Source organism: Nonomuraea gerenzanensis (genome assembly GCF_020215645.1).
GTDB classification, from domain to species: Bacteria; Actinomycetota; Actinomycetes; order Streptosporangiales; family Streptosporangiaceae; genus Nonomuraea; species Nonomuraea gerenzanensis.
Genome location: NZ_CP084058.1, coordinates 5,801,754 through 5,825,455 on the forward strand (window position 1 = coordinate 5,801,754; position 23,702 = coordinate 5,825,455).

Here is a 23,702-nt window from a genome sequence, read left to right on the forward strand (position 1 = left end):
TCCATGGCGAACACGGGCGACATCGGCGCCCGCACCAACGGTGTGGCGTCGGCCCAGCACGAAGTCGTCGGCATCGACAGCGACGTCCGGCCCGTCTGGGAGACCGAGGCGTTCCCCGACTGGGTCGTCTACTGGTTCATCCCCATGCTGGGCGGCGGGCAGAAGTGGCCGGGCGCCAGCGAGAGCGGGCTGTCCTTGCTGGCACGCGCGTACGCGATGCTGTCCGACGGCAGCATCGCGTCGGCCGAGCCGGCCGGCAAGGCCGTGCGCACCGTCGCGGGCGGCTGGGCCGCCCCCGCCACCGCCGACTTCGTCTCCCGCGCCCGCAAGGTGTACGGCGCCGAGGCCGGCATCGCCGGCGCGAGCAGGAACGCCAGGGCGTACGCGCAGCGGGCCAACCACTTCGCCGTGGAGACCCAGTACTCCAAGCTCTCCGTCAACATCGCGTTCTGGGTGACCGTCGTCGCCATCGCCATCGCCATCATCGTCGCCTTCTTCAGCGCGGGCGCCTCCGCCGCGCTCGTCGGCCCGTACGCGGCCGCGGCCCGCTCGGCGATCAGCCGCATCCTGGTCAGGCTCGCCGCCCAGGCCGGCCGGGAGATCGGCGCGACGCAGCTGGCCAGGGTGACCGCGCTGAGCGGCGCCACCGGCCGCGGGCTGATCCTGCGCCTGCTGGCGTCGCCGTTCGGCAAGGAGCTGATCGAGGAGATCGGCGAGGAGTTCATCATCGACTTCTGGGCCCAGCGGCAGCAGATCGAGATGGGCACCCGCAAGCACCTGGACTGGCGTCAGCTCGCGGCCACCAGCGTCGGGGCGGGCGGCGGCGCCGCCGCCGGCACCGTGGTGGCCGGGCCCATGTCCCGGATCACCCGCGCGGTGCCCGGCTTCACCGGCCGCGCGCTGACGACCGGCCTGACGAACGTGATCGCCTCGCCGGTGGGCAGCTTCATGGGCAACGCCCTGGTGTACGGGCGGCTGGAGAACCCGTTCACCGCCGACTCCATGATGGGCGCCTTCCTCGGAGGTGTGGGGCGTACCGGGAGCATCAGCCCGTTCAACCCCGACGTGGTCACCGCGCTGGCCCACCCGCTGACCACGCTCGCCGCCGCCTACGACGCCGCCGCGCAGTCCGACGCGGCCCGCGCCGGGGCCGGCGGCTCGCCCGCCGCTCCCGCGATGCCGGGCGGCGGCCCCGCCGACCCGGACGGCAACCATCCCGTAGCCCCCGCCGTCCGCACCCCCGACCCGGACACCGTCTCCGCCACCCGGTCCACCACCGCTCCGGCGGGGGCGGGCGCCCCGGGGGCGGCGGCGCGGCCCGGCGGTCCCGCGCTGCCGGACGCCGACCTCTCCACCCGCCGGCCCGCCTCCTCCTCGGCCGAGCCCGTCGTCACGCCGGCTCGTGACGAGGCTGCGGACGAGGTCGCGGACGAGCAGCCGGACACCGCACCGGACCGGCAGCGGGACACGACCCCGCGCGCGGACGCGGACACCCAGCGGGACACGGCGCCACGCGCGGCCACGAACGCGGAGCCCGCCGCCGGCACCGACGCGGACACGAGCACGGACACCGGCACGGACACGAGCACGGACACGAGCACGGACACGAGCACGGACACGGACGCTGCGCCGGCCCAGGGCGAGGCCGTGGCGGAGCCTGCCTCCGCCACGCCCTCCGACGCCCAGCCGGACGCGCAGCCGGCACCGCAGCCGCAGGCGGACACCGCCCCCGAGGCGCAGGCAGGCACTGCGCCGCAGCCGGGGGCGGACGCCACGCCCGAGGCCCGAACGGACACCGCACCGCAGCCGGACGTCGCCCCCGAGGCGCAGCCGGACAGCGCTCCCGAGGCAGAGGCGGACATCACGCCGCAGCGCGGGGCGGCCACAGCGCCCGCGCCGCAGGCGGACACCGCGCCGCCGAACCCCGGCGCGACGTCCGACGGCGACAGCAGCACCACGGCGCAGACGTCCCAGATCGCCACAGCCCCGCCCGCCCAGCCAGGCGACCAGTCCCAGCCGGTCACCACCACGACACCGGCCCCCCTCAGGGCCCGGGCGGCGCTGCTGGAGGCCCTGGCCACCACCTTCCCGAACGCGGTGCTCGGCCCGACAGGAGAGGTGATCATCCCGCGCCAGGACGGCCACCGCATCCTGTCCACCGACACCATGAACCGCATCCGCAAGACCCTGGACACCCGAGCCACCCAGGTCACCAGCCAGCCGGAGCTGACGGTGGACGCGGCGGCCATGCTCCTGCTCGCGGCGTCGGACGACAGCCTGTCCTCAACCGCCCCCGCCTCCGAGCCCCCGGCCGCGCACACGAGCAAGCCGGGCACCGTCACCTCCCCGCCGATCGCCAACACCCGGTACGTCACCGACGGCGGCCGCCCCGCCGACCTCAGCACGGACGAGATCAAGCAGGGCACCGCCGACCTCACCGACCATTTCCAGCACGCGAGTGAGGAGGTGCAGGAGCTCTCCTGGTCCGGCGACGTGCTGAAGGTCCGCACCGCGAACAACACCTACTACTTCCGCCCCGTCGTCGGCGACCAGGACCAGCGGATGATGGCGGTGACCACCTTCAAGGCGGGCACCGACACCGAGCCGCACGAGGTCAGCTTCGCCCCCCGCATCGCCGACGACCAGCTCCCCAGGGTCTGGCTGCACGAGATCACGGACACGCTGCAGCACCTGGCGGCCGGGCGCGCAGGCCGCAGGCAGGGCGTGGTGCGCCGGATGCTGCCCGGCGGTGCCACCCACCAGGCCGCCGACGAGTGCGTGCCCGCCCGGCTCAACGAGCTGGCGTACCTGACGGACAAGTGGCGCCAGGCCACCACGATGCCGGACAAGCGGCTGCTGGCCGTGGACATCGACGGCCTCCTGCACGACCTGCGCGCCCGTGGCGCCACCCCGCCGCCCCCGCCCTGGGCCGCGGGCCCGCAGAGCGAGCGGACCAGCCTCGACCTGGCCAGACTGGGGCTGGATCCGCGCCCTGAGGACGTACAGGAGCTCGCCAGAAGATTCGCGGTCGCCGAGCAGACGCTCAGGCAACTGGCCGCAGGCAAGCGCGACAGCGCCAAGCAGGCGGGCAAGGAGGCGCGCAAGGCGCAGAAGGAGGCCAGGAAGGCGGGCCGGGAGCACGACAGCGGCGCGCAGGCGCGCGTCGACGTGGCCGAGGCGGACGCCCGCCGCCACCGCGACAAGCAGGCCATGCACATCAGGATCGCCGGCGAGTACGAGGCCGCGCTGCACCAGGCGATCCGGGCCAGGAAGTCGTACGAGGGGTACGCGCGGCTGCTGGCCGTCCTGCAGAACGCCCCCGCACCGACCCAGCCCGGCGAGGCGAACGTGGCCACCATCGCCGCGGCCACCGCGGCGGAGGCCAGGCAGGCGCACGACCGCTACCTGAGCAACCTGCGCGAGGCGCTGCCCAGCGAGTTCTCCCTGCCCGAGGCGATGCCCACCGGCAGGCTGGCCCATCTGGACGTGCTCACCGACCGGGTCAACGAGATCCTGAAGCGCAACCGCGTCCCCAAGCAGTACACCCCGGACGAGCTGGAGAACAACATCCGCGCCGACTTCCACAAGGTGGTGTCGGGCGACGGCCTGGTGCTGAGCGTCGGCTGGGGCAGGCACGCGGCCGAGCTGCGGCTCGGGCTCACCCTCGCCGACCTGGTCGAGGTGGTCGATCCGGGGGTGAAGGCGTCCCAGGTGACGGTGGGCCTGTTCTACCAGACCGGCCAGACGTACACCGCCACCCACTCGGGCGGCTCCGGCACCTCGGTGGACCTCAGCAGCGCCGCGCTGACGCCGCTGCTGCAACCGGGGACCTCGGCCAGGGCGCTGGCCGACATGTTCACCGTCGGCGGCGGCGTGAGCCTGGGCCGCAGCTGGTCGGCCTCCGGCGGCAGCAGCATGTTCGAGCAGGGCGGCTCGGTCGCCGACAACCGCAGCGAGTCGCTGCTGTACGACGCCACCGCCACGTGGACCGTGGAGCTGCGTACCGGGAAGAACGGGGAGTGGCGCGACACCACGACCGTCGACTCCGGCAGCCCCGGCGACTCCGCCACCCAGCGGATCTGGGTGTGGCACTCCTACGCCGACAGGACCTCGCGCGACCCGGAGACGATCGACCCGGCCAAGCGGAGGCCGAACCCGCCCAACCAGGAGGTCATCAGCATGACCGGCCTGGAGGACGCCCTCGACGCGATCGCCGGCGAGCTCGGCGGTGCCTACACCAGGATCGGCACCAACGCGCGCAGGGACCTGCGCAAGTTCGTCACCCAGGAGGTGCAGGCGCGCTTCCGCCGGACGCTGGGCACCGGCCTGCAGGTGACCCTCGCCGTGAAGGGCGAGCCCGACATCCGGATCACGGCCACGAGCGAGATCGTGACGGACCGGACCCGGATGGTGGGCGCGGCGACGGCGGAGGCGCTGGAGGAGGAGGTGCTCACCGAGACCGCCACCTCGCCGAGCAAGGTCGAGTACGGCGGGTCGGTGGAGGGCAGGCTCACCGGCGGGTTCAACCACGCGGCGCTGGAGGGCATGGACGTCCTCGGCCCGGTGGGCGACTACCACCCCGACTCGGTCAAGCCCGAGGCCAAGGGCACCAGGCCGGTGGCGCAGTCGTCCTCCTCCACGGCCAACGAGGCGTCCGTGCACCCGCAGGTGGACAAGCGGGCCGAGTTGTCGCAGGCGTACCACAAGGTCGCCCAGGTCACCTTCACGGTGGAGCGGCCGGGCAAGAAGCCGTTGAAGCTGGGGCCGTTCACCACGGACCTGCTGGTCCGCCAGCAGGTGCGGGACGCCTTCCACGCCGGCGACCCCGTGCCGGGCAGCGCGCTGGTCTTCGAGAACGGCAAGCCGAAGTTCGACGCCGACGGCAACGTCGTCCTGCGCGACTCTCCCCCGCGCAAGGAGATCAAGGGCCGTAAGAAGGAGCTGCCGCAGTGGCTCGGAGACGGCACGCGGCAGATGCGCGGCGCGGGCCCGACCGACGTCCGCGAGGTCACCGGGCTGAACGACCTGCACGAGGACGTGCTGGAGCGCCTCGCCAAGCTGGGGCTCGTGGCCAAGGTCGAGAACGGGGTGCACCAGTACGACGACAACCTGCTCGTGCGCGCCGCCCAGATGCTGAACGAGGAAGAGGTCCTCGCCCACCTGCAGGAGAGCGCGATCCGCAGCGGGTTCGACCAGATGGCGCAGAGCGGCGTCCTCATCCCCCTGCAGTTGCACGGCTTCAACGCCACCCCCGACCTGTACGCGCTGCAGATCGTGATCCGCCAGAACTTCAGCGGCCGGGGCACCCCCAAGGGCCTGGTCAACAAGGTCCGCACGCATCTCGACATCGCCAGTGACACCTCGGGGCGGGGCGTCAACCGGTCCAAGACGTTCGGCGGGGGCTTCTCGGCGGCCAAGAACGACGGGCCGGAGCAGGGGCACGACGGGGTCTCGCACAAGATGGGCCCGAACGTCGGCGGCGACAGGTCGTACTCGGCCGGCACCAGCACCTCCAGCATGGTCAACAAGGTCGGCATGGAGGAGGACGGCAAGGACAAGAAGACCGCGGGCCTCGAGACCGACGCGGTGATCGAGGTCAACCTGGTTCACAACGGCAAGATCGAACCGGTGGTCGATCCGCGCCCCATCAAGCCCCTGCTCATGGTGCCAGGCGACATGCTGCCCCGCGACGGCGGGCCGTGGTTCGCCGGCCCGATGGGCAAGCCGACGAAGAAGCTGATGGACCTCGCGACGCTGGAGCACTTCGACGCCGGCCCCGCCCTGGGCGACGTCAGACGGATCTGGCGGATGCTGCCGCGCGGCCTGCGCGGGAAGGTGGCCCCGCTGGTCCAGCTCTGGCCCTTGCTGAGCCGGCACCATCTGGCCTCCCACCTGTTCGAGGGCCCGATCACCCACGACCTCGTGCTCGACCCCAACGGCGTCGCGCCCACCCGCACGTCGCTGGAGGTGCGGGGCGAGCTCGGCCAGGCGAGCTTCGTCGACGTCGTGGACTCGGTGACCGGCCGCATCATGCTCGCCCTGCGCAGCGCCGGCATCTCGTGGGGCGGGTCCAACAACGTCGTGCTCGGCCTGATGAACAGCATCGCCGACGCCGACGACGGCGGCACGACCAGCGACTCGGGCTCGCTCACGCTGCCCTCGCGCTCCCGCGTCCGGTCGCTCGCGACGGCGCTCGTGGCCATCTGGGGCACCGAGTTCCTGGGCATCTCGATCGCCAGGAAGTACCGCTTCCACGTGCCCGTGGACGTCATCGTCAAGCTGCGCACCAGCCACGACACCCCGCTCGGGCTGCAGGTGGGCGGAGGGATGGGCAACCGGCTCCGCAGCCACGGCAACGGCCTGTTCACCGTCCCCGAGCACGACGCGCTGCGGCTGTACGCCGACGGCGAGCTGCCCCTGCCCCAGCCCGTGGTGGCCGACGCCGTCGAGCGCTTCCTCAACGGCACCATGAAGCTGCACCGCACGCTCGCGGTGCCGCTCATCATGCAGTACGTCAAGACCCGCGCCGAGGCGCTGGCCCGCGGCGACGACATCGGGCTCGGCACGCGGCACACGCCCCAGGTGCTGATCGACGCGCTCAAGCAGGTCGCCGACCTCGGCCCGACGGTGACCGCGGCCGCCGAGGCCGCCCCCGCCACGGCGTCCAGGCTCAGCAGGGTGCTGAGCGCGGCGAGGGCCGTGAACGACCGCCTCAGGAACGTCGTGGTCGCCCCGCAGTACGAGCACGGCATGGGCATGAGCATGCCGCAGTCGTTCACCGTGACCGACACCCAGGGCAACGAGGTCGACGTCATGGAGGAGGTGCTGAACGCGGTCGACGCGGCGGTGCCGGGCGCGCGTCAGGGCACCCCGAACCTGCGCAGGCAGGTCAGGGGCGACCTCAACGGCACCCGGCCGCAGGTCCACCTCGACGAGATGTGGTCGCGGCGCGGGTTCGAGCGGGAGTACGACGTGCACACCGGCCTCGACTCCAGCAAGGCCAAGGTGGTCACGGTCCGGGTGCGGATGGAGCACGCCCCGGGCGCCGACCCGCGCCAGGCGGTGCTGGTGGACCACTCCGACGAGGACGGCGTCATCATCCAGCGCTACCGCGCCAAGGAGGCCTCGCACACGGAGTCGTACTCCGGGTCCTACTCCGCCGGCCTCGAATACAGCGAGTCCGACAGCGACGGCGACAACAAGGCAGGGGTGTCCACCAAGCGCAGCCGCTCCTACTCCAGCAGCAACAACGAGAACCGGATGCGGCTGCAGCGGCTGGCCAGGTTCAAGGGCCTGACCACGGTCGAGCAGGACATGCGGCTCGTCATCGAGATCGAGACCAGGCCCGCCCGGGTGCGGCCGGTGCCGTTCGAGAGGCGGGTGCCGGGGGCTGCCGCCAAGGTCAGGTCGGCGATGGGGCGGATGCGCCGCAGGCGTCCCGTGATCACCCGTGAGTACGGCGTCAAGCTGCGGCGCGGACTCCCCGGCGACATGGTGCGCAGGGCCGACCGGGACCCGGGAGCGGTTCCCGCCGTGATCGACCCGCGCCAGGTGGAGCTGGAGCCCGGCCACTTCCCCGAGGTGCTGACCGAGGACGGGAACAGGCCGACGCTGTTCGACGCGATCAACTCCCAGCTGAGCAAGATGATCGGCTACGCCGCGGTCAAGGAGCGGTCCGGGGCGCTGTCCGCCTGGCTGTCGCACTCCGGGCTGATCACCAGCCTGGAGCGGGTGGCGGGGCGCGACGGCGACGTCCTGCCGCACACGGCCGAGCCGAAGTTCCGCAACCAGGGTGTGGACGTCACGGTCAAGGCGCGCATGTCGGACCTCACGGTCGTGGCCGGGCCGTACGACGGCGAGAAGGGCGAGGTGGACAGGCGGGCCGACGCCCAGAACGTGACCTTCTCCAGGGGCCACATCCTGCCGGCGGGCCTGTCCGGCGGCACGAGCTTCAAGGCGCTCGGGCTCAGCGTCGGCAGGTGGGCCGGGGCGCAGGCGTCGCAGAGTGCCAGCGCCCACCAGGGCGCGCGCCGCGAGCGCAGCATGTTCGAGACCGGCAAGCTCTACACCGTACGCGTCAGGGTGGACTACGACCTGACCTTCGAACGGGTCAAGCGGCACCGCCGCGGCGACGTCGTGCCCCGCAGCGAGGTCGTCCACCGTCCGGGCGCGACCGGCGGCACCGCCATGATCGCGCTCTTCGGCGAGGAGCTCAACGAGCTGCACGCCAGGATGGAGGCCGGCGTCCGCGTCGCGGCGCCGCTGGACGGCCTGCCCAGGTTCCGCTTCCACCCGGACTCCGGCCGCAAGGGGCTGATCCAGGTCCTTCAGGACGCGCGCGTGGCGGCCCGCGAGCGCGGCGAGGTGGCCAGGGTCCACGTGCGGGAGGAGGACGGCCTGCACCGCTACCTGGCCGCCCCCGACGGCACCGTGCACAGCGTCACTCCCGACGGCGGTTTCGCCGAGGCGTTCGCCACGCTGCCGCCGCACCTCCTGGAGGCGGCCGACAGCAACGGCCTGAAGCTGCGCGAGATCTTCATGAACTCCACCGTCCCCGGCACCTTCACCCAGCAGGTGGCGGCCGAGCTGGAGCTCAGGAACGCCCGTCCCGCCGACCCCGAGCCGGTCTGGGCGATGTCCGACTCCGCCTCGGCCGACCCGCCGCACGCGGGCGGCAACACCCTCCAGGCGCCGGGCACACCGTCGGTGACCTCGCCCGAGCTGCCCGGCAGCCCGCTCGCCGCGTCGGCGCGACCCTCAGACGTCCCCGACCTGACGATCGCCGAGATCCGCGCCCAGGACGTGATCCCCGCCGACTTCGGCGGCGCCCTGGCCAATCTCCGCTGGACCGCCGAGGACACGTTCGTCATCCAGCTTCCCGGGACGGTCGACCAGCACGTGCGCGTGCTGGCGGAGGACCCGGGGGAGGGGCTCGACGGACGCACCGAGCTGCATTCGGGCCTCGTGGACGACCCGCACGTGCTGCGGATCGGGCCGCGGGTGGAGCCGCACGTGGTGTCGTCGGTGCTGGTGCACGAGATCTCGCACATCGCCCAGGAACGGGCCGCGCAGATGGCCGGGATGGGACAGGGGCTGGTCAGAGAATCGCTGTCGCCGGTCCGCGAGGGGACCGACCACTGCCTGACGCCGCGGCTGGACGAGCACGCCCACCTGTCGCGGAAGTGGCGCGGCACCGCCGACCCGCAGGCCCGTGAGCGGATCGCGGCGGCCATCGACGCGCTCGCCGCCGACATCGAACGCCGCGGCCACACCCCGCCCCTCCCACCGTGGCATTCCGGCCCACCGGTGGCACGACCGATGGGGGCGCCACCGGGCACTGCCGCCGGGGGCAGGGCGGCCGGCGTTCCTGACACCGTCGGCCTGCCGGACCCGGCGACGGTGGCAGAGCTGCGTGGGCTCATCGACGCCCTGGCCGCCGCGAAGCCTTCCGGGTTCTCCCTCGCCGACGCGCTCAACGGCGGCGGGGTGGCGCCGGGCTCGTTGTCCGAGGCGCTCAACGGCGGTGGGGTGGCGCCGGGCTCGTTGTCCGAGGCGCTCAACGGGCGGCCGGCGGGGCCGGGCTCGCTCACTGACGCCCTCAACGGCGGCAAGGCCGCGCCGCACTCGGTCGCGGAAGCGCTCGGCGATGGGCGCGCCGGGACCTCCGACCTCATGGCCGCCATCCGGGCCGAGGCGGAGCGCGCGGGCCTGGCACCGGGGCAGCCGGGTGCGGCGGCGAGGACCGTGGCGCTGGCCAGGGCAGGCGAGCTGGCCCCCGAGCACGTCGCCGCCCTGCGCGGCAGCCCGACGCTGCCCGAGGTGGCCGCCGCCGACGCCGTCAGCAGGGCCGTCGCGCTCATGGGCGCCCGCGCCCGAACGTACGGTCCGGGCCTGCTCGACATCGAGATCCCCGGCCGCCCGCCCATCCCGGTCGAGATCCGCCCAGCGAACCAACCGGCCCACCACAACGACGCTCGCCAGAACGACGCCCGCCAGAACGACGCCCGCCACAACGGGACTCACCAGAACGGGGCGCGGCTGACGTACCAGCAGACCGGAGTACAGCAGACGTACCCACAGGACGCGGGCGTGCTCACCTACCAGGTGGACGAAACCCGCACGATCGGCGCGAACGAGCGGGCCGCCGCCGCGACCGCCGCGGCCGCCCTGGCAGCGGCGCTCGGCCTGCCGCCCGCGGAGCACGGCGCCGTCGCCGGCCTGTACGAGGCCTTCCGGCAGGTCCGCACCGCCACCCCCGCGCAACTCCCGGCCCGCCTGGGCGTCCTGCACGACGTGGCGGCCACCGTCCCCCTGCACCTCGTCCCCGCCCCACTGGCCGCCGACCTCGCCAGGATGCTGGCCGACCCGAGGCCGGGACGCCAGCGCGAGTACTGGAACCGCGCCCGCGCATTCGCCGAGGGCACCGGCTGGCACCCCGAGGAGAAGTGCCGGTGCCCCGAGAACTCGCCATGCCTGTGCGGCCGGCGCACCGAACCCGGCACCGGCCGCGCCCGCATGACACCCGTCACCGACGGCCCCCACTCGCCGGAGACGACCACCAACGGCTCCCACTCGCCGGAGACGACCACCAACGGCTCCCATCCGCCAGAGGCGGTCACCACCGGCCTCCGCACGTCAGACGCGGCCATCGTCCGCCCCAGAACAGCAGCGGACAACGACCGCCGCCGGACAGCGACGGACACCGACGGTCCTCGAACGGCAGCGGACACCGACCACCCCGCGATGCGGGCATGATAGGAACCTTCGAGGGAGAGGACGGTTATGACCTTCGCGGTAGCACGGACGAGGGATGAGGCACATCTCTACCTCGACCTGCACCCGTGCGCGTGCGGCTCGGTGGACACGACCTGGGACAGCGGCCTGGTCAGCGCCGAGGGCGGCCTCGCCAGCCGCTACGCCGGCACCTGCGAGAGCTGCGGCAGGCAGCGCGAATACCTGTTCGGCGTCCCGGAACGGCCGATCATGCCCGCGGGCTACCCGACGTTCGGGGGCGCGGAGCCGTCGCAGCTGCTCGACGCGGGGGAGTGGTTGTGGGTGGCCGACCTGACGGCAGGCAACGTCCCGGTGGACGACGGCGCCGAGGCGCACCGCACGTTGTCGGTGGCGACGGCGGCCGTCGAGGAAGTCGTGAAGTTCATCCCGCCGGGCGCCGACGAGGTCCCCGACGACGGCTTCTGGTCGCAGCGGGGCCGCGAGCTGCGCGCGGCCGAGCCCGGCCGCTTCCAGCTGGAACGTCTGCTCATCGTCCGCGACACCTACCGTGACCTGGCGGCCCGGCATGCCTGACCCCGGCACCCACCGCGACCCGGAGGGTCGGCATGCCTGACCTTGGCACCGACCACGACCCGAGGGCCCGGCATGCCTGAGCCCGGCCAGGCACGCTCCCTGGTCGAGGCGCACGTCTACCTCGACCTGGCCGTCTCCGGCGGATCGGCACAGGCGTCGGTGACCGAGACGCCGGACGGCTGGCTGGTGCGGGCCGGCGGCCTGGAGGTGCCTGTCCCGTACGAGGCGGAGCAGGCAGCCAGAAGGACGGGCACGACGTTCGGCACGGGCGTGTCCGAGCTGCTCGACCCCGGCCAATGGACGCTGATCGGCGCCACGTACGCGAGCAGGGCCCTGGAGGGCGCCCTGTTCTTCACCGCCGACCCGTCACCGGACCCCGGCCGGTTCCAGGCAGTGGTCGCCGACTGGAGTTACGCCGCCGACGCACTGGCCGAGGCACTGAAGTTCCTCCCGGACGGGGCCGAGGCACTGCCGCCGGAGACGTTCTGGACGGAGCTGGGCAGATCAGCCCGCGACGCCGAGCCCGAACGCTTCACCAGGGCGAAGCTGGAGAGCGACCTCGCCTTCTACCGCCAGAGCCTGGCCGACTTTCAGCGCCTGCACGCCGGCGACACCGCCTCTTGACGCCCCCACGCGAGCGCGAGGTGCTCCAGTGGACAGCCCGACCCGCCCAACACCGAGACCACCGGCGAGCTGTTGATCGGCGAGGCCACCGTCAAGACCCAGGTCCCTCGTGCTGATGCAGCCCCGACTCCGCGACCGAACCCAGGCCGTCGCCACCACCTACCAGTCAAGTCCGGTCGGGTGCGGCGTCGACGCCTGAGCCCAGGCCAAGCGTGTGGGAAGGCGGTCAGAAGCGGCGGCACTGGCCTTCCTTGTCGCCCCGCACGGCGTTCTTGCCACCGGTCACCTTGGAGCGGTTGCCCTCGCACTCGAGGTTGCCGTCAACGCTGTTGCGGCGCACCTGCAGGCCCTTGCGGTTGTCCTTGAGCTGGATGTTGCCGTCCACCCGGTTGCCGTCGACCCGGACGTAACGGTCGTTGTCCTCAAGCTGGATGTCGCCGTCGACGCGGGAGGAGGTCACGGTGACGGTGCCGCTGTCCTCCACCTGGATGTTGCCGCCCACCTTCGAGCCGGCGGTCACGGAGACCGCGCGGGCCCCCTTGGCCTGGATGTCGCCGTCAACCCGGACACCCCGCGCCACCAGGGTGCCCCCGCCGCCGACCTTGACGTTGCCGTCCACGCGGGTGCCAAGGAGGGTGCAGGTGGCGCCCTTGGGGACATGTACGTCGTCGACACTCGCGGCCCGGATCGTGCCCTTGCAGGCGCGCGAGTCGGCGGCGGCGGGGGTGGCCATGGCCAGGCCGCCGAGCACGGTGCCGAGGAGGGCGCCGGTAACGGCCAGCTTGATCGCCTTCATGTCATGCCTTTCGTCAGCCACTCAGTCAGTCGGCCGGGGCGGGTCGTCCGCCCGGTATGAGGAAGCCTCTCGGCCGGTCGTGGCTGCCACGTGAGATGGACATTAGGGACTTCTCATCTAGTTCCGTACGCGCCCCTCAGCCGATGGAACGGCCATGGCACGGCCCCCGCCACCCCCGGAACCGGATGTCACGCCTGAGGGTCAGGCGCCGTTCCTGCCGACCCGGGAGCGATGCATCGGCCGGCGGCGCCCGACCGGACAACCACACCCACACACCAGGGGGATCTCATGAGACGCAGCATCAGGTGGTCGCGCGGCGCGGCGGCGGTCGGCACCGTGGCGCTGGTCGCGGCCGCGGTCACGTCCGTCCAGCCCGCCGGAGCCGTGCCCGCGGCGCAGGCGGGCTGCCAGGCCGCGTCGTTCGGCGCCACGCCGGCGCTGGGCTGGCTGGCGCTCACCGCACCCCGCACGGTCACGGTCACCTCCTCGCAGTTCATCAAGGCCGAGGTCACCGCGGACGTCGGGGTCGACGCGGGGGCCGAGCTGCGGCTCGGCTGGGCGATCAACGGCTCGGCGCCGTTCGAGGGCACGTTCGGCCCGGCCAACTTCGCCAACCACCAGGAGTTCTTCGAGACCCGGTCGACGTTCGCGCTGATCAGCGTCGGCGCGGGCACCACCACCGTCCAGCCCTTCGTCCGGCTCATCGGCGCCTCCGCCAAGCGCGCCACCGTGCTCCACCGCTGCTCCTCGGCGGAGGGGAACACGAGCTGACCCGGAGGATCTGCTGAGGGCCGGGGTGGGATCGCGTCTTTCCGGCGGTCCGCTCCGGCCGGAGGCAGTGGTACGCGAGTGCGGATGTGCGGGTCAGGCGACATTACCCCGAAGGAGAATTACGCCGGATCCGGCCCCCACGTACCCTCAGTTGAGCCTACCGAAGGACGGAGCGCCATGCCCAAGCCGATTGGTGGTATAGAGTCGCCCATCCTGGAGCTCGCCGACATGACCGTGGATCGACTCCGGTCAGTGGACGACGCCCACCTGGTGGCGGCGGTCCGGCACCTCCTGACCTCGTGCGGCGATGGCCCGCTCCAGTTGTGGCAGTCGGACGGCCGCGACGACACCGCCACTGAATGACGGGCTTCACCCTCGCCGACCTCGAAGCCCTCAGCGACCCGGGACATGAGACGACCCTGCTGGACACGCTGGTCACCGTGGAGGTCGGCAAGCACAGACTTCTTCTGGAACTCGCCCGCAGGAAGACGGGCCAGCTCCGTCCGGGCAGGACGGCCACGTCGGCGGACATGGTGCTGGCGAGGCTGGCACACCTGGAGCACACGGCCCCCGACGCCGCGCGCCGCCTGCTCTCCTCCCCTCGGACGGGCGCCTGGGCCTACCACACCGTCCAGGCGCTGAACCGCGGCGCCGAGCCGGAGTGGAGCTATCTCGCCGAGCTGGTCGCCGGTCCGTCCCGGCCGTCGCCGCGCCTGTGCTGCCGGGCCGACGATCTGGTCCTCGACGTCCCGCTGCGGCACGATGACCCCTACCTCGCCCGTTGCGGGCTGCGCGGGGCCGAACCGGCCGCGGCGGACGTGCTCGCCTGGTCCAGGATCGGCGGTGCGGCGTGGCACCTCCTCGTACGCCATCACTGGCCCACGGCGCTCGGGATCGCCCGGATGATCAGGACGATCGTGCCGCTGCCCGCGGCCCCGGAAGGCCGGCCCGCCGGAGCGACCTCAGGCCGTGCCTTCGGGGCGATCGCCCTGGCTCCCGCCGAGCGGCCCGCCTTGTTCGCCGAGGCGCTCGTGCACGAGTACCAGCACGTGGTCCTGGGCGCTGTGATGGATGCCGTGCCGCTGACGAGGCCCTCGGAAGGCAGGCGGTTCTACGTGCCGTGGCGGGAGGACGCCAGGCCCGTCGACGCCCTGATCCAGGGCGCCTTCGCCTTCCACGGCGTCACGGCCTACTGGCGGACGCAGCGCCACCACGCCGAGGGCGGCGAACGGTGGCAGGGCGACCTGCTGTTCGCACGCTGGCGGCGCTCCACCCTCGGCGTGCTCGACACCGCGCTGCGGTCCGGGCTGCTGACGAGCGCCGGCACCGCGCTGGCCGAGGGCATGCGCGGCCGGCTGGCGCTGTGGTGCAAGGAGCCGGTCGGCCCGGACGCGGAAGCGGAGGCCGCCCGGCTGGCCGAGGAACACCGGCGCGGCTGGCAGGAGCGCAACGCCTAGAGCGCTTCAGGCCGACATGGGCTCGATGTCGAGGTCGAGGCGTCCCCGCTGCGCCGCCCGCCTGGCCTCCCAGTGCTCGGACGACAGCACCTCGTCGAACAGGTCCATCACGTCCGCGTACAGGGCGTCGGCCTGGGCGAGGTCACCGTCGGCGCGCCGGTCGACGGACAGGTTCGCCATGATCACCAGCGTGGCGGGGTGCTTGTCGCCACGGGTCACGCGGCTCATCTCGAAGGTGGCCTCTCCCAGCTCGCGGGCGGCTCTGGTCTCGCCGAGCGCGGACAGGTCGCTCGCGAGGTTGCCCATGACGATCAACGAGCTGGGATGGGTCTCCCCGAGCGAGGCCCGGAACCCGGCGAGGGCACGTTCGTCCAGCTCGCGCGCGCCGAGCGGATTGCCGCGGCGCCGGAGCACCGTGGCCAGGTTCATCTGCGTCGCGTGCGTGTTGGGGTGGTCGGCACCCGCCGTCTTCTCCCAGGCCTGCAGGGTCTCCTCGCCCAGGGACTGGGCCCCTGACAGGTTCTCGGTGTTGCGCCGGTCGATGATCAGATTGGTGGCCACCACCAGGGTCTGCCGGTGCTCGGGGCCCAGCAGGGTGCGGTGCCTGCCCCAGATGGCCTCACCCGTGGTGACCGCGTCCTCGTGGAAGCCCACCCGCCGCAGTGCCACCGCCAGGTCCGCCACGACCAGCAGCCGATGCCGGTGCCAGGGCTCGTTCTTCTGGTCCATCAGCTCGACGACCTCGCGGAGATGGTCGAGCGACTCCTCGTAGCGGCCCAGGCGGCGCAGGTCGCGGGCGATCGCGAACTTCGAGATGAGCGCGTCGACATGGGAGTAGCCGAACAGCCGCTTGCGCTCCTCGTAGGTCTCCTCGTCCCAGCGCAGGGCCTCCTCGAAGCGGCCGATGCAGCGCAGGCTCACCGCGATGTTGTTACGGATCATGAGGCTGGAGTGGTCCTGGGTGCCGAACACCGATTCGTACCGGGGCAGCAGCTCCATCTCGTGGTCGAGCGCCTCCTGGTAGCGGCCCATGAAGCGGATGTCGCTGTCGAAGCTGCGGGCGCACCGCAGATAGACCTCGTTCTCCTTGCCGTACACCCGGCTCAGGACGCCCAGGGTCTGCTGGTTCAGCGTGTACGCGTCCTCGTAGCGACCGACGTCACGCAGGACCGAGGCGACCTCGGCGGCCAGGGCCAGCACCTGCAGGTCCTCGTCGCCGAGCCGGCCGCGCCAGTTGGTGAGCGCCGCCTGGCCGAGGCTCAGGCTCTCGGCGTAGCCGCCGCGCAGGGCGAGCCTGCGCACCTGGTTGATGACCAGGTTGCGCAGGTGGGCGTTGTCGGTGTTCAGGGCGTCGGCGGGGAGCAGGTGCTGCCGGGAGAACTCGTACTTCGGGTCGTTGTCCTCCCGCTCTGGCTCCAGCGGGTCGGAGGCGGCCAGCAGCGTGTGGACCGTCTTGCGCAGGAGTCTCGCCTGGGCCAGGTCCTCCCGCTCGATGCGGGCCTTCGTGACGGCCTGCACCACACGGTGGACCTGGATGGTGTTGCGAATGCCGTCGAGCTTGACGAGGGAGAACCTGGCCAGCTCCCTGGCGGCTCTGCGGTATTCGGTCACGCTGTCGACGATCTTGCCGACGGGGCCGGAGACGTTGAGGACGCGGCCGGACTGCACCAGCAGGGTTTCGGCGATCGGCTCCGGCGAGAAGAACGCCAGCAGGCTGAACAGGGCGACGGCCTCGTCGGAGATGCTGCCCCGGGCCAGGCTCCAGGTCGTGGCCACGACCTGCGGGTAGTACATGTCGACGCTCTCGCCGAGCAGGTCGTGGGCGTCGCGCTGGAACCGCTCCAGGTACTCCTCGACGGACGAGCCGGTCTGCGTGAGGTAGGCGGCCGCGTGCTCGGCGGCGAGGGGCAGGTTGTCGAGCGCGGCGGCGAGCTGCCGGGCGAGCCGGAGACGGCGCTTCTCCTCGGCTCCGTCTCCCGCCGGGGCCAGCGTCGTCACCCGCCTGCGCAGGAAGGCCACCGTCTCGTCGAGGGCGAACTGCGACACCTCGATCCCGTCGTCGCGGACCGCCTGGCGCCACCCCTGGACGCGGGAGGTGATGATCACGTGGCCGTTGCCGTGGGGGATGTACCGGCGCACGATCTCCGGTTGGGTCGCGTTGTCGAAGATGAGCAGGAACTTCGCGTACGGCTCTCCGTTGCGCAGCGCGTCGAGCACCGTCTGGCTGGAGTAGTCACGGTTCTCGCCGGTGAAGTCGGGCAGCCTCATCCGCCGCCCGAGCGCCACGATGGAGTTGCGGATCGTGTCCTCCTGCTCGGCGCGGACCCACCAGATCACCTCGTAGTCGGAGGCCCAGCGATGGGCATATTCGGCTGCAATTTCCGTTTTGCCCACTCCGCCGAGGCCATAGAGCGCCTGCGCCGGCTGACTGATGAGCGCCTCGCTGGACTGGGTGAGCCGATTGCGCAACTCTTGCAACTCCACTGCCCGTCCAGTGAAATGCAAGTTTCGGATGGGAACCTCTTGCCCCATGATGACCGGATGCCTGCGTATCGCGGAACCACGCTCTCCGCTCTTCGACTGCGGACCCTCGGTCATCGGTGCTCCAGTTGTCGGCTCGGCTTCGATAGGAGTTGCCCCGTGCCAGAAGTTATCGCGCCCGGGCGCAACGTTCCACACAGGCGCGACATCTCACCGCCCCAACTTGAGCGTAGTAGGAGTTGCAGGAAAACGCGCGAGATGCGAAGAGCTTGACGACTTGAGCGCGATCCCGGAATCTCAAGCGTATTGGGCAGTTTGGGGGAACCGTCTACGTGGCGACCAGGGGAACGAGGGCCGATCTCTGTGACGGATCTGCGGGCCGGGCGGGAGCTCGCGTGGAGGATGTTGATCAGCAATTTACGGACGGGGCAGTGCACGCCTTTCCTCGGTGCGGGGGCCTCCGCCGGCCATATCCCCCTCGGTGCCGTCCTGGCGGCGGAGTGGGCGCGGCTCAGCGCTTATCCGTTCAAAGACTCCACCAACCTGGGGCGGGTGATGCAGTATGTGGCGTCGGTGGATTTCGCGGGAGATCTTGTTTCGCTCAAGGAGCATCTCGCGGCGGAAGTCTTCGCGGAGGTCCAGATGCCTGACTTTCGGAATGTCACTCAGATTCACTCGTTGCTGGCCAGGTGCGACTTACCGGTATACATAACTACGAACTATGACGATCTGCTCTTTCGGGCGCTCACCTACCATGAGAAGCGGCCCCGTCTGGGGGTCAGCCCGTGGACCGCTGGAATAGAAGATCAATTTGACTCCCCGTTTGATGCGCTCGGGAATTATCATCCCTCTCCGGAGGAGCCTCTGGTGTTTCACCTCCACGGCCATTGGAAACACCCGCGATCCATGGTCCTGGCCGAGGACGACTACATCGAGTACCTGATCCGGCTCGTCGAAGAGGGCTCCACGAAGGACGACCGGAGCATGATCCCCCCGGTGGTGCACGCGGCGCTGCGGACCAAGCCACTACTCTTCATCGGCTACAGCCTGCACGACTGGACGTTCCTGGTGCTGTTCCGGACCCTGCTCCGGGACGTGGACACCTCCTACCGGCGCAGGCATGTCAGCGTCCAGCTGGAACCCCCGATGGCCGAGGACATCGGGTCTGCGAAGACATACCTGGAAGAGGCTTTCCGCGAGCGGCATATCGCTATCTTCTGGGAGAGTACTGAATCCTTCACGTCGGAGCTGGCGAGGCGCATGTGGGGAGAGGCGAGATGAACGACCATGAGCCATATGTCGGACCTCGCCCCTTTCGCGCGGATGAAGCGGACCGTTTCTTCGGCCGCCGGGGTGAAGCCCGCAACCTGGCCGCCCTGTGGCGGGCCGAACGCCTGACCGTTCTGTACGGCCCGGAGTCGACGGGCAAGACGTCGCTGCTCAACGCGGGGGTGCTGCCCCTGCTCGCGAACGAGGAGATCGATCTGCTGCCCGTCGGGCGGGTGGTGCGGCCCGTCGCGGCGCCGCTGGCCACCCAGCACGTCGATCCGGCCTACCCCCTGCTCGCGAGCTGGACGTCGGCCGGCCGCCCGCCCGCGCCCGGGACGTCGATCGGGGCCTTCCTGCGGTCGAGACCCGCGCGGGTGAACGAGTACGGCGAGCCGTACAGCGTCCTGGCCGCGGTCGACCAGTTCGAGGAGCTCTTCGACGGCCCTCCGACGCGGCGGCCGAGCGGGGAGCTCCTGATCGACCAGATCGCCGAGGCGTTGCGCGTCCTGCCCGCGCTGAAGCTGCTCCTGATCGTCCGCGACGACCACTTCGGTACGTTCGAGGCGTACGAGAGAAGGCTGAGCGATCGGCGGGCGGCCCGGGTGCGCATCGATCCGCTCGAACCCGAAGCCGCACACGAGGCGATCGTGCGCCCGCTCGAAGGTACCGGCCGCCGGTTCGCCGCCGGTGTCGCCGCGCGGCTGCTGGACGATCTGCGCACGGTCACCTTCGAAGACCGGGTGGGGCACGTCGTCCACGTGCGGCAGGACCGCGTCGAGCCGCTCCACCTGCAGATAGCGTGCAGCAGCCTCTGGCAGTCCACGGACACCGACGTGATCACGGAGGAGGACCTGCAGCGCTTCGGCGACGTCGACACGGCGGTCATGGCCTACTGCGACACGGCGATCGGCAAGGTGGCAGCGGAGTGCGGGGTGGATGAGGCGAGGCTGCGCGCCTGGCTGGAGACGATCTTCATCACCCCCTTCGGCACCAGGGCGACCGCGTACCGAGGCGCCCTCACCACGGCCGACATGCCCAACACGGTCGTGGACACCCTGGCCGAGCGGCACATCCTCACCCCGGAGTTCCGTGCCAGGCTCACCTGGTACCAGCTCGGCCAGGACCGGCTGATCACCGCGGTACGCACGGCGAATGCGCTCTGGTGGGAGCGGCACGGCGGCGAGCCGAGCGCGCCCCGGACCCCGCAGAGCCCGGCCGACTTCCGCGCGGCGGCCGAGACGGCGATGGGCGAGGGCGACTACTCCTCGGCTCGCGAGTACGCGGAAGCGGCCGCACAGCGCTACCGCGACGCGGGCGACGACCGGCGGCTGGCCCAGGCGCTGGCGTTGCAGGGCGACATCTCCCGCCTGAGCGGCGACTCGGCCGAGGCCGAGCACAGCCTCAGAACCGCCCTGAACACGCTGATACAGCTCGACGACGACTACGGCAGCGCCCAGCTCTTCGCGGCCCTGGCCCGGCTGCATCACGAGGAGGGCCGGTACGGCCAGGCCATCGACCAGTTCCGGCAGGCGTTGAGCCGTGCCCCCGGCGATCCTGACATCCTGGTCGGCCTCGGCTACGCGCTGTGGCGCGACGGCTCCCCGGCCGACGGGCTGCTCACCTTCTCCCGCGTTCTCGACGGCAGGCCCGACCTCGTCCCGGCGCTGCTCGGCCGCGGTCAGATCCGGGCCGAGCTGCGCGAATATCCCCAAGCCCTCGCCGACCTCGACCGCGCGTGGGCGCTCGGCGTCCCCGCGGAGGAGGAGCCCGCGGCACGCGCGGCGCGGGCCGCCGCGCTGGCCGCGCTCGGTCGCGTGGAGGAGGCCACCGCCGAGCTGAACGCGGCGCTGCGCGGCGATCCGTCACCGCCACCGGCGCTGGCGGCTCGCGCTCGTGAACTTCTCGAACGCGCCCAGGTCACGGCGGCGCCGGACCGGGACGAAGCCGAACCTCCAGCGTGACACCGGTCCCTGTCGGCGGGAGCGGTCCCGCTGTGACGGGGGAGCGGTGACGTGCGGCGTCGCGACGGAGCTTTGAGGGGGATGCGGGACGCGGCGGGGGCGGGTGTGCGGGGCGGGCGCAGCGGCGTCGAGGTCCCGGCGGTCCGTCAGCGGCGGCGCGGGGTGTGCCGCGGCCTTCAGGGTCGCCACGGGCTGGGCGCGGCTGTCGTCGCCCGGCGGGCGGGCCTGACCACTTGACGATCACCGCCACAGCCAGAAATACCCTAAAAACCGGTAGGAAATGTTGACTGGAGAGGGGGTCGGTCCGTACCGTCAAGGTCATGAGCCAGGCCCCACGCCTCATCAGGCGTCCCCGCTCGCTGCTCGGCGCGTTCCTCGTCCTGCTCCTCCCGCTGGCCGCGTGCGCGCCACCGGCCGGCCAGGAGACGGGCGCGCCGGCGCTGGCGGCCGACGCGCCGCTGCCCACAGCCGTGCCCGAGGGCACCAAGCTGATCGTCGGAGACCCGCCGACCAAGGTGGCCCTCCAGCTCTCCGGCGAGCTCGACAGCTTCTCGTTCGACATCGAATGGGCCAACCTCAGCGGCGGCCCGCAGACGAGCGAGGCGTTCAGGGCCGACGCGCTGGACGTCGGCGCCGTGGCCGAGATCCCGCCCATCCACGCCGTCTGGACCGGCCTGCCCGTCAAGATCGTCGCGTCCAGGTATCGGAAGGACCCGCTCGCCCACCCCACGTACGAGCTGGGCATCGCCCCCGGCGTGCACGTGCGGTCACTGCGGGACCTGCGCGGGAAGAAGATCGCCTACAGCCCCGGCCAGGCCCAGGGCGCGCTGGTGCTCAAGGCGCTGAAGAAGGCCGGGCTCAGCAAGCGGGACGTCACCCTGGTCGAGCTGCCCAGCACCGGCGACGTCTACCCGAACGCGCTGGCCTCCAAGCAGGTGGACGTCGCCCCGATCGGCGGCGTCAACATCAAGCGGTACCTCACCAAGTTCGGCCGGGACGGCGCCACCACGATCCCGCACGGCCTCCGCGACGACCCCGCCCACCTCTACGTCCGCACCTCCACGCTGCGGGACCCGGCCAAGGCCGCGGCCATCCGCGAGTACGTCGCCGCCTGGGCCAGGGCCGCCCAGTGGGCCTACGAGCATCCTGAGGAGTGGATCGAGGGCTACTACGTCAAGGACCAGGGCCTGACCGCCGCCGATGGGGAGTACCTCGTCGAGCAGGCGGGCGAGCCCGACCTCCCTGCCGACTGGTCACAGGCCGTTCAGCGGCACCAGGAGACCGTCGACATCCTGGCCGCCGAGACCGGTAACCCGCCGCTGAAGGCGGAGGAGCTGTACGACCTGCGCTACGAGAGCGTCGGCGCGGACGCGGTCGCGGGGCGGCCGGGGGCAGCGGCCCAAGGCTCACCCCCGGGCGCTGCTGGAAGCCGGTCAGCGGTCGCGGGAGGGCTCCGATGACACTGATCGCCTCGCCCCCGTCCACCGCCATCCGCCCCCGCACCCGCCGCCGCCTGAGCCCGCGCCGCCCGATCAGACTGGGCTTCCTGCTGGGCCCCTCCCTCCTGCTCGCTCTGTGGACGCTGGCCTCAGCCACCGGCCACCTGGACCCCCGCTTCCTGTCCGCCCCGTGGACGGTGGTCGGCACCGCCGCCGAGCTCACCGAGTCGGGCCGCCTCCAGGACAACCTGCTCACCTCGGTGGGCAGGGTCGCCCTGGGCCTGGCCATCGGCGTGCCGCTCGGTACGGCGCTGGCGCTGGTCTCCGGGCTCAGCCGCTGGGGCGAGGCGCTGATCGACGGGCCGGTGCAGATCAAACGCGCCATCCCCTCCCTCGCGCTGATGCCGCTGCTCATCCTCTGGCTCGGCATCGGCGAGGGCATGAAGGTCACCGTGATCGCCGTCGGCGTGCTGGTGCCGATCTACATCCACACGCACAACGGCCTGCGCGGCATCGACAGCCGCTACGTGGAGCTGGCCGAGACCGTCGATCTCGGGCGGGGCGCGTTCATCGGGAAGGTGGTGCTGCCGGGGGCGCTGCCAGGGTTCCTGCTGGGGCTGCGGTTCGCGGTCACGACGGCGTGGTTGTTCCTGGTGGTGGCCGAGCTGATCAACTCGACCAGCGGCATCGGCTACATGATGGACCTGGCGCGCACGTACGGGCAGACCGACGTGATCCTGGTCGGCATCGTCCTGTACGGGCTGCTCGGCCTGTTCTCCGACGCCGCCGTCCGGGTCGTGGAGAGGAGGGCGCTGTCGTGGCGGCGCACGCTGGCGAGCTGATCAGGGTCAGGGGCCTGACCCGCCGGTACGGGACGCGCAAGGTGCTCGACGACCTGGACCTGGAGCTGGCGCCCGGCGAGTTCGTGGCGCTGCTCGGCAGGAGCGGGTCCGGCAAGAGCACACTGCTGCGGGCGCTGGCCGGGCTGGACGCCGACGTCGAGGGGGAGGGGGAGCTGCAGGTTCCCGCCGAGGTGTCGGTGGTCTTCCAGGACGCCCGGCTGCTGCCCTGGCAGCGGGTGCTGCCGAACGTGGTGCTCGGCCTGACCGGTGCGGAACAGCGTGGCCGCGACAGCCTCTCCGAGGTGGGGCTGGCGGGGCGGGAGCGGGCCTGGCCCAACGAGCTGTCCGGCGGCGAGCAGCAGCGCGTCGCGCTGGCCAGGTCGCTGGTACGCGAGCCCCGCCTGCTGCTGGCCGACGAGCCGTTCGGCGCGCTCGACGCCCTGACCAGGCTGAAGATGCACGGCCTGCTGCGCCGCCTGTTCGAGCAGCACCGGCCGGCCGTGCTCCTGGTCACCCACGACGTGGACGAGGCCGTCGCGCTGGCCGACCGCGTGCTCGTGCTCGAACACGGCCGGATCGCCGCCGAGCTGCGGCTCGACGACCGCTCCGACCCCGCCGCGGCCCGGGCCGAGCTCCTGCGCGCCCTCGGCGTCACAGCCGGTGCGTGACCGTGGGTGCCGCTGGGAGCCTGCGCGCGGTCGCCGCATCGCCGAGGGCGTCACGGTCGGCGCACGACCGTGGGTGCCGCCATAATG

13 protein-coding genes are annotated in these 23,702 nt (G+C 72.0%); 11 read left to right on the forward strand and 2 right to left on the reverse strand.

The annotated features are described in order from the left end of the window. The first annotated feature begins 3 nt into the window (after positions 1-3). The 3 genes from LCN96_RS27150 to LCN96_RS27160 all read left to right on the forward strand — a co-directional run bounded on the left by LCN96_RS27150 (position 4) and on the right by LCN96_RS27160 (position 11,931). Positions 4-10,755 carry a WXG100-like domain-containing protein gene (locus LCN96_RS27150; protein ID WP_225275715.1) on the forward strand — a complete coding sequence of 3,584 codons (10,752 nt, stop codon included), beginning with the start codon at positions 4-6 and terminating at the stop codon, positions 10,753-10,755. Positions 10,756-10,782: 27 nt separating this feature from the next. After that, positions 10,783-11,307: a hypothetical protein gene (locus LCN96_RS27155; RefSeq protein WP_225275716.1), complete on the forward strand. Its 525-nt coding sequence runs from the start codon at positions 10,783-10,785 to the stop codon at positions 11,305-11,307. Positions 11,308-11,379: 72 nt separating this feature from the next. Then, on the forward strand, positions 11,380-11,931 hold the full coding sequence (locus LCN96_RS27160; RefSeq protein ID WP_225275717.1) for a hypothetical protein: 552 nt from the start codon (positions 11,380-11,382) through the stop codon (positions 11,929-11,931). A 226-nt stretch (positions 11,932-12,157) separates the two neighbouring features. Here the strand turns inward: LCN96_RS27160 and LCN96_RS27165 are convergent, their stop codons facing one another. Then, a complete protein-coding gene (locus LCN96_RS27165) occupies positions 12,158-12,727 on the reverse strand; it encodes a bactofilin family protein (RefSeq protein WP_225275718.1) in 570 nt (189 codons plus the stop codon). A gap of 288 nt (positions 12,728-13,015) precedes the next feature. On the opposite strand from LCN96_RS27165, the gene LCN96_RS27170 reads away from it, so the two are divergent. From LCN96_RS27170 to LCN96_RS27180, 3 genes are all read left to right on the forward strand, one after another. Further along, complete coding sequence (locus LCN96_RS27170) at positions 13,016-13,498, forward strand: hypothetical protein (RefSeq protein ID WP_225275719.1); 483 nt, start codon at positions 13,016-13,018, stop codon at positions 13,496-13,498. Positions 13,499-13,675: 177 nt separating this feature from the next. Continuing rightward, positions 13,676-13,861 carry a hypothetical protein gene (locus LCN96_RS27175; RefSeq protein WP_225275720.1) on the forward strand — a complete coding sequence of 62 codons (186 nt, stop codon included), beginning with the start codon at positions 13,676-13,678 and terminating at the stop codon, positions 13,859-13,861. Further along, a complete protein-coding gene (locus LCN96_RS27180) occupies positions 13,858-14,955 on the forward strand; it encodes an aKG-HExxH-type peptide beta-hydroxylase (protein WP_225275721.1) in 1,098 nt (365 codons plus the stop codon). Before LCN96_RS27175 ends, LCN96_RS27180 begins: the two co-directional genes overlap by 4 nt. Positions 14,956-14,961: 6 nt before the next feature. On the opposite strand, the gene fxsT is transcribed toward LCN96_RS27180, so the two are convergent. Continuing rightward, the gene (fxsT, locus tag LCN96_RS27185; RefSeq protein ID WP_311131919.1) at positions 14,962-17,553 is read right to left on the reverse strand and encodes an FxSxx-COOH system tetratricopeptide repeat protein; all 2,592 of its coding nucleotides are present in this window, start codon (positions 17,551-17,553) and stop codon (positions 14,962-14,964) included. Between the two features lie 246 nt (positions 17,554-17,799). Here fxsT and LCN96_RS27190 point away from each other — a divergent pair, with 246 nt between their 5' ends. The 5 genes from LCN96_RS27190 (at position 17,800) to LCN96_RS27210 (ending at position 23,615) form a co-directional block, all read left to right on the forward strand. Further along, a complete protein-coding gene (locus LCN96_RS27190) occupies positions 17,800-18,717 on the forward strand; it encodes an SIR2 family NAD-dependent protein deacylase (protein ID WP_225275723.1) in 918 nt (305 codons plus the stop codon). Further along, on the forward strand, positions 18,714-20,666 hold the full coding sequence (locus LCN96_RS27195; protein WP_225275724.1) for a tetratricopeptide repeat protein: 1,953 nt from the start codon (positions 18,714-18,716) through the stop codon (positions 20,664-20,666). The genes LCN96_RS27190 and LCN96_RS27195 overlap by 4 nt, the downstream gene beginning before the upstream one ends. A gap of 320 nt (positions 20,667-20,986) precedes the next feature. Continuing rightward, entirely contained in the window at positions 20,987-22,126 is a 1,140-nt protein-coding gene (locus tag LCN96_RS27200) for an ABC transporter substrate-binding protein (protein WP_225275725.1), read from the forward strand. Next, positions 22,123-22,947, forward strand: a complete 825-nt coding sequence (locus LCN96_RS27205) for an ABC transporter permease (protein WP_225275726.1) — start codon at positions 22,123-22,125, stop codon at positions 22,945-22,947. Before LCN96_RS27200 ends, LCN96_RS27205 begins: the two co-directional genes overlap by 4 nt. Then, on the forward strand, positions 22,923-23,615 hold the full coding sequence (locus LCN96_RS27210) for an ABC transporter ATP-binding protein (RefSeq protein ID WP_225275727.1): 693 nt from the start codon (positions 22,923-22,925) through the stop codon (positions 23,613-23,615). Before LCN96_RS27205 ends, LCN96_RS27210 begins: the two co-directional genes overlap by 25 nt. Positions 23,616-23,702 lie beyond the last annotated feature (87 nt).

What these genes read in the sequence shown, in the direction of transcription:
- LCN96_RS27170 (WP_225275719.1), top strand. Translation starts at nt 13,016, where the DNA reads ATGAGACGCAGCATCAGGTGGTCGCGCGGCGCGGCGGCGGTCGGCACC.
- LCN96_RS27165 (WP_225275718.1), bottom strand. Translation starts at nt 12,727, where the DNA reads ATGAAGGCGATCAAGCTGGCCGTTACCGGCGCCCTCCTCGGCACCGTG.
- LCN96_RS27150 (WP_225275715.1), top strand. Translation starts at nt 4, where the DNA reads ATGGCGAACACGGGCGACATCGGCGCCCGCACCAACGGTGTGGCGTCG.
- LCN96_RS27160 (WP_225275717.1), top strand. Translation starts at nt 11,380, where the DNA reads ATGCCTGAGCCCGGCCAGGCACGCTCCCTGGTCGAGGCGCACGTCTAC.
- LCN96_RS27180 (WP_225275721.1), top strand. Translation starts at nt 13,858, where the DNA reads ATGACGGGCTTCACCCTCGCCGACCTCGAAGCCCTCAGCGACCCGGGA.
- LCN96_RS27200 (WP_225275725.1), top strand. Translation starts at nt 20,987, where the DNA reads ATGAGCCAGGCCCCACGCCTCATCAGGCGTCCCCGCTCGCTGCTCGGC.
- LCN96_RS27155 (WP_225275716.1), top strand. Translation starts at nt 10,783, where the DNA reads ATGACCTTCGCGGTAGCACGGACGAGGGATGAGGCACATCTCTACCTC.
- LCN96_RS27195 (WP_225275724.1), top strand. Translation starts at nt 18,714, where the DNA reads ATGAACGACCATGAGCCATATGTCGGACCTCGCCCCTTTCGCGCGGAT.
- fxsT (WP_311131919.1), bottom strand. Translation starts at nt 17,553, where the DNA reads ATGACCGAGGGTCCGCAGTCGAAGAGCGGAGAGCGTGGTTCCGCGATA.
- LCN96_RS27175 (WP_225275720.1), top strand. Translation starts at nt 13,676, where the DNA reads ATGCCCAAGCCGATTGGTGGTATAGAGTCGCCCATCCTGGAGCTCGCC.
- LCN96_RS27205 (WP_225275726.1), top strand. Translation starts at nt 22,123, where the DNA reads ATGACACTGATCGCCTCGCCCCCGTCCACCGCCATCCGCCCCCGCACC.